Annotated in this window: 10 protein-coding genes; 3 read left to right on the top strand and 7 right to left on the bottom strand. The window is 73.9% G+C overall.

Features of this window, described 5'->3' with window-relative positions; translation table 11 throughout:
• Positions 1-21 precede the first annotated feature (21 nt).
• The gene (locus F9B16_RS45420; RefSeq protein ID WP_404800593.1) at positions 22-1230 is read right to left on the bottom strand and encodes a PucR family transcriptional regulator; all 1209 of its coding nucleotides are present in this window, start codon (positions 1228-1230) and stop codon (positions 22-24) included.
• Between the two features lie 334 nt (positions 1231-1564).
• On the opposite strand from F9B16_RS45420, the gene qcrB reads away from it, so the two are divergent.
• Positions 1565-3223: a cytochrome bc1 complex cytochrome b subunit gene (gene qcrB, locus F9B16_RS45425; RefSeq protein WP_151546484.1), complete on the top strand. Its 1659-nt coding sequence runs from the start codon at positions 1565-1567 to the stop codon at positions 3221-3223.
• Positions 3224-3297: 74 nt separating this feature from the next.
• Here the strand turns inward: qcrB and F9B16_RS45430 are convergent, their stop codons facing one another.
• Both F9B16_RS45430 and F9B16_RS45435 read right to left on the bottom strand, forming a co-directional pair.
• Entirely contained in the window at positions 3298-4800 is a 1503-nt protein-coding gene (locus tag F9B16_RS45430) for a UbiD family decarboxylase (protein ID WP_151546485.1), read from the bottom strand.
• 11 nt (positions 4801-4811) lie between these two features.
• Complete coding sequence (locus F9B16_RS45435) at positions 4812-5393, bottom strand: UbiX family flavin prenyltransferase (RefSeq protein WP_151546486.1); 582 nt, start codon at positions 5391-5393, stop codon at positions 4812-4814.
• Positions 5394-5455: 62 nt separating this feature from the next.
• Here F9B16_RS45435 and F9B16_RS45440 point away from each other — a divergent pair, with 62 nt between their 5' ends.
• A complete protein-coding gene (locus F9B16_RS45440) occupies positions 5456-6364 on the top strand; it encodes a LysR family transcriptional regulator (RefSeq protein ID WP_151546487.1) in 909 nt (302 codons plus the stop codon).
• Positions 6365-6367: 3 nt separating this feature from the next.
• Here the strand turns inward: F9B16_RS45440 and F9B16_RS45445 are convergent, their stop codons facing one another.
• The 3 genes from F9B16_RS45445 to F9B16_RS45455 all read right to left on the bottom strand — a co-directional run bounded on the left by F9B16_RS45445 (position 6368) and on the right by F9B16_RS45455 (position 9062).
• Complete coding sequence (locus F9B16_RS45445) at positions 6368-7624, bottom strand: cation:proton antiporter (protein WP_151546488.1); 1257 nt, start codon at positions 7622-7624, stop codon at positions 6368-6370.
• 6 nt (positions 7625-7630) lie between these two features.
• Complete coding sequence (locus F9B16_RS45450) at positions 7631-8113, bottom strand: cation:proton antiporter regulatory subunit (protein ID WP_192809322.1); 483 nt, start codon at positions 8111-8113, stop codon at positions 7631-7633.
• Between the two features lie 172 nt (positions 8114-8285).
• A complete protein-coding gene (locus F9B16_RS45455) occupies positions 8286-9062 on the bottom strand; it encodes a helix-turn-helix domain-containing protein (protein WP_151546489.1) in 777 nt (258 codons plus the stop codon).
• 19 nt (positions 9063-9081) lie between these two features.
• Between F9B16_RS45455 and F9B16_RS53250 the strand changes: the two genes are divergently transcribed.
• Positions 9082-9534, top strand: coding sequence for a hypothetical protein (locus tag F9B16_RS53250; protein ID WP_225992519.1), 453 nt, complete (start codon positions 9082-9084; stop codon positions 9532-9534).
• A 152-nt stretch (positions 9535-9686) separates the two neighbouring features.
• Here the strand turns inward: F9B16_RS53250 and F9B16_RS45465 are convergent, their stop codons facing one another.
• On the bottom strand, positions 9687-10040 hold the full coding sequence (locus F9B16_RS45465) for a hypothetical protein (RefSeq protein ID WP_151546490.1): 354 nt from the start codon (positions 10038-10040) through the stop codon (positions 9687-9689).
• Positions 10041-10472: the final 432 nt, after the last annotated feature.

Consider the following 10472-nt stretch of genomic DNA (forward strand, 5'->3'; position numbering starts at 1 on the left):
CGACGACCCGGGCGGTCGGGGTCAGGTGCGGCGGAAGGTGACGACCTCGGCGCTGTCGCCGACGGCCTCGCGGGCCTGCGGGATGATGCGCTCGCCCGCGTTGTCGGCGAGCAGCGCGCGGGCCCGCAGCACGATCTCCAGGTCGAAGCGCAGGTCCGGGTCGAGGAGCTGGTCGCCGAACAGCTCCTCCAGCTGCCGGAGCCGGTACCGGACGGTCTGCGGGTGGACGTGCAGCCGCATCGCGACCTCGTTGGCGTTGCGGCCCGACTGCAGCCACGCGAGCAGCGTCTCGGCGAGCCGGTCCTGCTGGCTGGCGCGCAGGTGCGACAGCGGCGCGAGGCGCAGGTCGGCGAGGGAGGTGATGAGCCCCTCGTCCTGGAACAGGATCAGCGTCGACATGTGCTCGACGCTGCGGATGACGCCGTCGTGGGCCTCGATGACGCCGCGCTGGACGAGGCACAGCGTCTTGCGCGCCCACTGGATCGACCGGGCCGCCTCCATCAGCGGGACGGTCGGGCCGACGACGGCGAGCGTGCCGGCGAGCGCGCGGTCGACGAGCTTCGCGCGGCCGGGGCCGTCCGGGTCGGGGATGATCAGGCTGGGGGTGCGGCGGGTCAGGTCGGCGAGCACGTCCGGCGGGAACGCGGGCTGCCGGGTGTCCTGCCCGGGGCGGCCGAGGGCGACGGCGGCGACGGTGCGCGGCAGCGGCCAGTGCGCGGCGGCGGCGAGGTCGGCGATGGCCTCCTGCGCGGCGGGCGGGTCGGCGAACAGCAGGTCGAGCAGGCGCTTGCGGCGGCGCTGCATCTCGCCCGCGACGGCGGCCTTGGCCTGCGAGAACCCTTCGGCGGCGGCCTTGGCCAGCTCGTCCTGGAACTGCATCAGGGCCTCCCCGACGGCGCCCAGGGTGCGGGGCGAGACCTGCTGGGCCTCGGCGCCCTCGGTGATCCGCCGCCAGGCGACCATGCCGCCGACGCGCATCGCGGACTGCATCGCGTCGAGGCTGCGGCCCTCGCCGGCCTCGCCGCGGCCGATGGCGCGGAAGAAGTCGGTGACGGAGGCGGGCTCGTGGCCGGGATCGGCCACCCGGTCGACGAAGTAGTGCAGCACGCGCTCGACGGCCTGGCGGAGCGTCCCCGAGTAGGAGCCGTCGCCGGGGCGGTCGTACTCGCGGACCTTGGTCTGGATCTCCTGGATCATGTCGTCGGCCACCTCGTCGAGGTGCGGCCTCATGTGATCCGCCAGTTCCCTGGGCAGATCCGCCCACGGGCGCCCGAACGTGGTCGAACCGTCGTCCGACACGGAACCTCCCCGCCGCTCGTCCCCCTGCGTTGCGCGCCGTACACACGGGGTAATTACTTACTTATGGGACTCGTGTGGGGCAAATCATGACCCGTGGCGTGCCCGGGCGCAAAGTCTAGGTCGAGATACGACCAGGTTCGGCCGGTCGGTTCGATGGTTATCCACAGTCGGCGCGACCCCTGGCCTGACCGCCCGTCCGGTGCGACAGTGAAGGCACAGCAGAGCATGCGCACGTCCCGGACCAGCAGGCGTGAGGTGGTGCCCGGTGCCCGCGAGCCCAGCCGACCGCGTCCCCCCGAAGGCCCTCGCCGCCCTCGCCGCCCCCGGCCGCACCGTCGACGACCGGTTCGGCGGCGCCGCGTTCGCGCGCAAGGCGCTCCGCAAGGCGTTCCCGGACCACTGGAGCTTCCTGCTCGGCGAGATCGCCATGTACTCGTTCCTCATCATCGTGCTGACCGGGGTGTTCCTCACCCTGTTCTTCGTCCCGAGCATGAACGAGACGGTCTACGACGGGTCGTACGTGCCGCTGAAGGGCGTGCGGATGAGCGAGGCGTACGCCTCCGCCCTGCACATCAGCTTCGACGTGCGCGGCGGGCTGCTCATGCGGCAGATCCACCACTGGGCCACCGACGTCTTCATGGCGGCCATCGCCGTCCACCTGCTGCGCAACTTCTTCACCGGCGCGTTCCGCAAGCCCCGCGAGCTGAACTGGCTGATCGGGATCCTGCTGTTCATGCTGGTGATGGTGAACGGCCTGTTCGGCTACTCGCTGCCGGACGACCTGCTGTCCGGCACCGGCATCCGGATCCTGGAGGGCGTGCTCGCCTCCGTCCCGCTCGTCGGCTCGTACCTGGTGATGTTCGTGTTCGGCGGCGAGTTCCCCGGCACCGACATCATCCCGCGGCTGTACATCGTCCACATCCTGCTGATCCCGGGCATCCTGCTCGCGCTGATCCCGCTGCACGCCGTCGTGCTGACGTGGCGGCAGACGCACACCCAGTTCCCGGGGAAGGGCAGCACGAACACGACCGTCCGCGGCTACCCGTTCTTCCCCGTCTTCATCGCCAAGACCACCGCGTTCTTCCTGTGGGTCTTCGGGGTCACCGCGCTGCTCGCGACGTTCTTCCAGATCAACCCCATCTGGCTGTTCGGCCCGTACGACCCGGGCGCGATCAGTTCCGGCTCGCAGCCCGACTGGTACATGGGCTGGCTCGAGGGGTCGCTGCGGATGATGCCGGCCTGGGAGATCAGCGCGTGGGGCCACACGGTGCCGATGAGCGTGCTCGTCCCGGCGCTCGGCGTGCCGGGCCTGCTGTTCACCGGCCTCGCCGCCTACCCGTTCGTCGAACGCTGGGTGACGGGCGACAACCGCGTCCACCACCTGCTCGACCGGCCCCGCGACGTCCCGGCCCGCACCGGCATCGGCATGGGCGGCGTCGTGTTCTACGGGGTGCTGTGGGCCGCGGGAGGCAACGACGTCATCGCCGACCGGTTCGACATCCCGCTGTTCTGGACGACCTGGTTCTTCCGCTGCGCGATCATCCTCGGCCCGGTCCTCGCCTACGCCGTCGCGTACCGCATCTGCCTCGGCCTCCAGCGCCGCGACCTCGGGCTCGTCCGGCACGGGCTGGAGACCGGCGTCATCCGGCGCCTCCCGAACGGCGAGTACATCGAGGTGGAACGCCACCTCCCGGCCGAGGAGACCGCGCGGATCACCGACGACCGCCCGCCCGCCGCCGTGTCGCTCGCGCGCCCGGACACCAAGGGCGTCCAGGCGCCGGAGCGGCGCTCCGGCCTCGGCCGCGTCCGCATCGCGCTGAACCGCCGCTTCGTCCACGACCTCGCCACCCCGGACCGCACCACCGACGGCCACACGGCCCCCGAGCACACGGCGGAAGAGGAGCGGCCCGCGCTAGGCCCCTGAGCCCCGCGGTGGGTGTGCCCGCGCGCGGCGGACCCCGGCTCCCCGAGCCGGCGGCCCGCCCGCGCGGCCTCCCCTCAGCCTGCTTTGGGGGTGGGGAAGCCGTAGTTTGGCCAGTTGGTGAGGACGCGGGTGCGGATGTCGGCGGGCCAGCCGTTCTCGAAGCTGCCCTTCACCGGGCGGCGGCCCTCGGGGAACAGGTCGGCGAGCAGGCAGTTGTAGACGACCTTGCCCGCCATGAAGCTGTGCGCCTCCTCGCGGTCGAGGTAGACGGCGAGCTGCATGCTCAGCTTGTGCGGGAAGTGGAACTCGCCGCGCTCGGGGTGGGAGCGGGTCGCGAACGCCCAGACGACCTCGGACAGGTCGGTGATGTCGACGTCGTCCTCCACCACGAGGATCTTGGGGGCGTTCACCGACGGCTTGCCGGTGAAGATGACGTCGGCGATCCGGCCGATCAGGTCGGCGGACGAGATGCCGAGCGTCGCGTGCCAGTCCTGGCGCATCGACACGACGAGCCAGTGCACCGCCGCCTCGAACGGGTACCAGGCGGACGCGGCGGGCAGGCCGGCCTTGCGGAGCTGGTAGAGGATCTCGGCGGCGCTGGTCGTGCCGATGACGGTGTGGTCCTCCTCGACGGGCGGGCCCGCGGCGACGACGGCCTGGAGGGCGCCGTCCCGGTAGGTGATCGCGCTGACGCGGAAGAGCGCCTTCGGGGACGCCTCGGTCGCGTTGTAGCCGGGGAACTCGTTCATCGGGCCCTCCATGACGGTCTCGTCGATGGAGATGTGGCCCTCGATCACGATCTCGGCGGTGGCGGGGACGAGCAGGTCGACGGTCTCGGCGGGGACGACCTCGATGCCCTCGCCGAACAGCGCGCCCAGGTAGTGGCTCTCGTCGGCGCCCTCGGGGATCGGCATCCCGCCGACGAACGGCAGGCCGGGCTCGACGCCGATGGCGAGCGCGATCGGCATCGGCTTCCCGATCTCGGTCCATTTCGCGCGGATGATGCCGAGATGCTGGGGCGGCGGGATGAGGCAGGCGAGGGTGTCCTTCCCGGCGATCATCATGCGGTTGACGGACCAGTTCGTCCACGACCCGTCCGGGGTCTTGGCGATGTTCATCCCGTAGGTCTGGATGTAGCGGCCGCCGTCGTTGCCGTGGATCAGCGGCGTCGGGAACGCGAACAGGTCGATCGCGTCGCCGGTCATGACGTTCTGCTTGCAGGGCGCGGCGGCGCGGTCCACGACGACCGGCGGGACGCCCTCGGCGTCCCGGGCCGCGGCGAGGGCCTCGACGATCTCCTGGCCGGGCGCCTCGGCGGGCAGCCCGAGCGCCAGCGCGATCCGGGCGAGGGGGTGGCCGGACGCCGACAGCGCGCCGGGCGCGCCGAGCAGCCCGAACCCGGTGCCCTGGTAGCCGGTGAGGTTGGTGAACAGCGGCGCGGGCGCGCGCAGGTCGTAGCAGCGCCGGATGATCGCCCCGGCCTCCAGGTTCCAGTCGACCTCGGCGTCGATGCGCTGCAGGTCGCCGATCCGGTCCAGCTCGTCGATGTATTCGCGCAGGCTGCGCAGGTGCTTCAAGGTGGGTCCTCTCACCGGGAGGTCGGCTGTTCGCCCCAGCGGGGCAGGTCCGGGACGTCGATCCCGAACAGGTCGAGCGCGCGGCCGACGGTGTGGTCGACGAGGTCGTCCACGCTCGCGGGCCGCAGGTAGAAGGCGGGGACGGGCGGCATGACGACCGCGCCGGACTCGGTCGCGGCCGTCATCGCGCGCAGGTGGCCGAGCGTCAGCGGCGTCTCCCGGACGAGCAGCACCAGCCGGCGCCGCTCCTTGAGGGTGACGTCGGCGGCGCGCGTGAGGAGGTTGTCGTTGTTCGCGTACGCGATGGCGGACAGGGTCCGCACCGAGCAGGGCGCGACGAGCATCCCGCCGGTCGGGAACGAGCCGGACGCGATGGCGGCGCCGACGTCCGCGGGGCGGTACGCCACGTCGGCCATCGCCGCGAGGTCGCGGGCGGACAGGTCCGTCTCGTACGCCCGGGTCTGCTGCCCTGCGGGCGTCACCACCAGGTGCGTCTCCACCCCGGCCTTGCGTGCGAGTTCCAGCGCGCGCACCCCGTAGGCGATGCCCGTCGCGCCGCTGATCCCGACGACGAGCCGCCGTTGCCTCTCCACCCGCCCCACGATCAGGGATGCGGATCTTCCGCATCAAGGACGGCATTCGCCATGATTGATAAGTGGGGCTAATCGGGGAGAGCGGGCCGGACCGGGTGCGGCTGGAGCAGGCCGAGGTCGAGGTGTTCCTGGCGCTGGCGGGCGAGTTGCATTTCGGCCGGACCGCGGAGCGGTTGCGGATCTCGCAGCCGCGGGTGAGCCAGCTGCTCCGCTCGCTGGAGCGGCGGATCGGCGGGCGGCTGTTCGAGCGCTCCAGCCGGCGGGTGGCGCTCACCCCGCTCGGGGAGCGGCTGCTGGAGGGCGCCGCGCCCGCCTACGACGCGCTCGTCCTCGCGCTCACCGATGCCCGCAACGTCGCGCGGGGGCTGCGGATCGGGTTCCTCGGCCCGTTCTTCAGCACGCTGGACGACGCCATCGCCGTGTTCCGCGAGCGGCACCCCGACTGCCAGGTCCGGACGCTCCAGTCGTCGTGGACGGACCCGTTCGCGCGGCTGCGCAGCGGCGAGATCGACGTGCTGGTGTGCCCGTGGCCGGTCGAGCAGGAGGACCTGCACGCCGGGCCGGTCGTCGCGGAGTATCCCCGGCTGCTGGCGGTCGCCGCGTCCGATCCGCTGGCGGACCGCCCGTCCGTCGACCTGGAGGACCTCGCGGACCTGAAGGTGATCGCGCCGCCGCCGTCCGTCCCGGCGGAGTGGCTGCGGACGTTCTGGCCGCCCGAGACCACGCCCGCCGGGCGGCCGATCCCGCGCGCCGGGCAGGCCCGCACCGAGCCGGAGATGCTGAGCCTCGTCGCGCAGGGCGCGTGCGTGTTCGTCACGAGCACCGCCGTGGCGCGGCACTTCAGCCATCCGGGCGTGGCGTTCGTGCCGTTCACGGGCATGCCGCCGTCGCGGGCGGTGCTGGTGTGGCACGCCGGGAACCCGAGCCGCCGCATCGCCGAGTTCGCCGCGATCGCGGCCGGGACGGGGTGACGCTCAGCGCCCCGTCTCGGACGGGTCCGGACGCGGGGCGGGGGCGACGGGCACGTCGTCGTCGGTCTGCGGGGCCCGCTCGCGGCGCGCGTCCCGGCGGTCGTCCCGGCGCGCGCGGACGGCCCTGGTCAGCGGTTCGACGCCGCGCGCGAGGACGGGCCCGGCGACCGCGAGGATCAGCACGTACGCGGCGGCGAGGGGCCCGAGCCGGGCGTTGGTGCCCGCGCCGACCGCGAGCCCGGCGATGACGATGTTGAACTCGCCGCGCGGGACGAGCGCGACGCCGGCGCGGAGCCGTCCGGTGGCGGCGACGCCGGCGCGGCGGGCGGCGAACCAGCCGGTGGCGAGCTTCGTCGCGATGCCGACGGCCGCCAGCAGCGCGGCGATGCCGAGCACCGGGGGCAGGTCGTGCGGGTCGGTGTGCAGGCCGAAGAAGACGAAGAACACCGCCGCGAACAGGTCGCGCAGCGGCGACAGCAGCTTGTGCGCGGTGTGCGCCAGCGATCCCGACAGCGCGATCCCGACGAGGAACGCTCCAACGGCCGCGGACACCTGCAGCTGCTGCGCGATCCCGGCCACCAGCAGGGTGAGGCCCAGCACCTTCAGCAGCAGCACCTCCTCGCTCGGCGAGGACACGAACCGCTCCACCCACGCGCCGTGCCGCAGCGCGACGAACAGGATCACCGCGATCGTCGCGGCGGCGACCGCGAGCGCGACGGCGCCGCCGACCAGCCCCGCCCCGGCGAGCAGCGCGGTGAGGATCGGCAGGTAGGCGGCCATCGCGAGGTCCTCGAACACCAGCACCGACAGCAACGCGGGCGTCTCCCGGTTGCCGAGCCAGCCGAGGTCGCCGATCACCTTCGCGGTGATGCCGGACGAGGTGACGTAGGTGATGCCGCCCATCGCGACCGCGGCGACCGGCCCCCAGCCGAGCAGCAGCGCCGCCGCGACGCCGGGCAGCGCGTTCAGCGCCAGGTCGGCGAGCCCGACCGGCGCGGACGTCTTCAGCGTGCCGACCAGCTCGTCGGCGGTGTACTCCAGGCCGAGCGTGAACAGCAGCAGGATGACGCCGACCTCGGCGCCGATGGACACGAAGTCCTCGCTGGTCGTCAGCGGGTAGACGCCGCCGGACCCGAACGCGAGGCCGGCGATGAGGTAGAGCGGGATCGGGGAGATGGAGAAGCGGACGGACACGGCGCCGAGCAGCCCGAGGGCCAGGATGATCGCGCCGAGTTCGATGAGCTGGACGGCCGACTCCATGCGGGGTCAGCCGTCGGCGAGGATCGCGGCGACGGCCGCCGTGCCCTCGCCCGTCCCGACGACCACCACCACGTCTCCGGCGGCGAACACGAAGTCGGGGCGGGGGCTGGCGACCACCTGCCCCTCGCGGACCACCGCGACGATCGACGCGCTGGTCCGGGTGCGGGCCTGGGTGTCGCCGAGCGGGCGGCCGACGTACGGCGAGCCGGGCGCGATCGGCAGCTGCTCGGTGACCAGGCCCTCGACCTGCCGGTGCAGCTCGGCGAGGTGCTCGACGATCCGCCCGGTGCCGAGCAGCTCGGCGATCGCGCTGGCCTCCTCGGCGGTCAGCGCGACCGTCGCGACGCAGCTGTCGGGGTCCTCGCGGTCGTAGACGACGAGGTCGCGGCGGCCGGAGCGGTGCGAGATGATGCCGAGCTGCCGGCCCCGCTCGGTCGTCATGACGTGCTGCAGGCCGATCCCCGGCAGGGCGGTCCGTTCGACGTCCACGGTGGTGCGTCCTCCCTCTGTCGTCGGCCGGTCCGGCGGCGCCCGCGGCGCCGCGGTCCGGCCCGGCGGCGCGCCAGGTCACGGACGGTAACCGGCAGGACCGGCCATCATCGCAGATAGCGGACACCGAGGTCACACCCGGCTCGGCCGGCGCCTCCCGCGCGCCCCCGGGTCACCCCACGCGGCCGGGCTCGTCGAGGACCAGGTCGGGGGCGAGCGCGGCGAGGGCCGTCGGAGTGAGCCCGAACATGCCACGGAAGGTGTCGCTGAGATGCGACGGCGACGCGAACCCCGCGTCGGCGGCGGCTCGCGTGAAGTCGTGCCCGGCGGCGAACGCCTCCGCGACCCGCAGGATCCTCGCCCACTGCACGTACCGGCGGAAGCTCGTGCCGGTCTGGTCGGAGAACGTCCGCAGGAAGTGCGACCTGGACAGCCCCGCCTCGCGGGCGGCGGCCTCCGCGCGCTGCGGCCGCGCCGGATCGTCGCGGATCCGGGCGGCGGCGCGCGCGATGCGCGGGTCGCGGGCCTTCGCGACGGGGATGCTCGCCGCCGCGAGCAGCCGCTCGACGTCCACCTCGTCACGGCCGGCGAGGTCGATGAGCTCCGCCTCCCGGTGGTGGTCGCTGCCGAACCCGCCGGCGGTGCTCCGCATACCGCCGAGGCAGCGGGCCATCCGCGCGGACGTCGGGTCGAAGAAGCAGAACAGCATCCGGCCCGTCCCGCCGAGGACCTCGTGCCGGACCCGGGCGCGGAACAGGAAGCTGCGGACCGTGCGGCCGGGCAGCCCGTCCGCGCGGACGGTGAACGGCGCGTCGAGGCCGACGCCCAGGCAGGCCACCGCCGTCGCGTGCGGGCCGAGGCCGAGCGAGGGCCCGACGTAGACGACGTGCCCGAGCCGGACCCACAGCCGCACGGGAGCGCACGTTCGTGGAAGTGCCGGTGCGGCCATGCGGTGAAGCATAAGCGCCGTGAACACTCGCGAAGAAAGCACCCGTACCGTGTCCGCCGGCACCGGCACGCCCCCCGGCGAGCCGGACGCCGCGCCCGCCGAGGACGGCGCGCTCGCGGTCGCGCTGCGCGGCCTCGCCGCCGGCCGGATCGCGCTGGGCGTCGCGTCGATCGTCGCGCCGCACGCGATGGCCAGGGCGTCCGGCGTGCGCCCGTCCCCGGAGCTCGGCTACATGACCCGCATCTTCGGGGCGCGGGCGATCGCGCTCGGGCTGGGGTACCTGACCGCGCGGGGCGCGGAGCGGTCCCGCTGGCAGCGGCTGGCGCTGCTGGTCGACGCGCTCGACACCGCGCACGGCGCCGCCCGGCTCGTCCGCGGCGACCTCCCGCGCCCCACCGCGCTCGGGTACACCGCGCTGACCGGCGCCTACATGCCGATCGGCGCGACCCGCCTCGCCCGCGACCTCTCCTGACGTCCCCGCGCCGCGCCAGGCGTCCAGCAGCAGCGCCGAGCCGCCGCACGGACGTGGCCGGCCGCACCGCTGTCCTCCGTGCGAACCCTCGCGAGATGACCCCGGCCCTCGCGCGCCGACGCGAGGGCCGGGGCCGGGTGCTTCAGTGCGGGCTACCAGCGGTGGCCGTGGTCGCCGTGACCGCCGTGGCCTTGGCCGCCGTGACCGTGGTCGCCGTAGCCGCCGTGGCCGTAGCCGCCGTGGCCGTGGTCGCCGTGGTTCCCGTAGCCGCCGTGGTCGCCGTGGTGGTGGCCGTAACCGTGGTGGTGGCCGCGGTCGCGGACGCATCTGTGCCAGTACGGGTCCCAGTGGGTGCCCCACGGGCAGGGGCGGGGATGCGCCTGCGCGGCCCCGGTCGTCTCCGCCGCGCTCGCCGAAGCGGCGGGGGCGAACGCGGCCAGGCCGGCGGCCATGACCAGTCCGGCGGCGGCCAGTGCCGCCGAGCGCAGCGGACTCGGGATCTTCATGCTTCCTCCAGGGGTTCGGGGCCCGTCCGGGCCCGTGTTTCCTCCCCTCCATTACCCGCAGCGCGACCGGACGACTACTCATCGTGAGTAGATCATTACGGCTCTGACCTGCGGACTCGGAGCCCCGGCGCGAGCACCGCCAAGGCGTTGAACTCCGCCGGGCGCGGCGCCGTAACACCTCCCGTAGATCGTCATCTCGGGAGCTGGAGGGCTCATGAGGCGCCGGAACGCCGCGAGGGAACGTCGTCTGCGTACCGTGGTCGGAGCGAGCGTGGCGGTCGCCGGTGCGGCCGGGCTCGTCGCCGGGTCGCTGTACGCCGTCCACACCGGGGAGGGTCCGCAGGCGGCGAAGCTCGCCGGGGACGCGCAGGCCCGCGGACCCCGGGCCGGCGGCGCGCAGGCCCGGAGCGCGCAGCCGCGGGCGGCGGCGCT

This window comes from Actinomadura montaniterrae (assembly GCF_008923365.1).
Taxonomy (GTDB): domain Bacteria; phylum Actinomycetota; class Actinomycetes; order Streptosporangiales; family Streptosporangiaceae; genus Spirillospora; species Spirillospora montaniterrae.

Excerpts from the sequence above, each read along its gene's own strand:
- F9B16_RS45420 (WP_404800593.1), bottom strand. The coding sequence starts at position 1,230 with ATGAGGCCGCACCTCGACGAGGTGGCCGACGACATGATCCAGGAGATC.
- F9B16_RS45445 (WP_151546488.1), bottom strand. The coding sequence starts at position 7,624 with ATGGAGTCGGCCGTCCAGCTCATCGAACTCGGCGCGATCATCCTGGCC.
- F9B16_RS45455 (WP_151546489.1), bottom strand. The coding sequence starts at position 9,062 with ATGGCCGCACCGGCACTTCCACGAACGTGCGCTCCCGTGCGGCTGTGG.
- F9B16_RS45465 (WP_151546490.1), bottom strand. The coding sequence starts at position 10,040 with ATGAAGATCCCGAGTCCGCTGCGCTCGGCGGCACTGGCCGCCGCCGGA.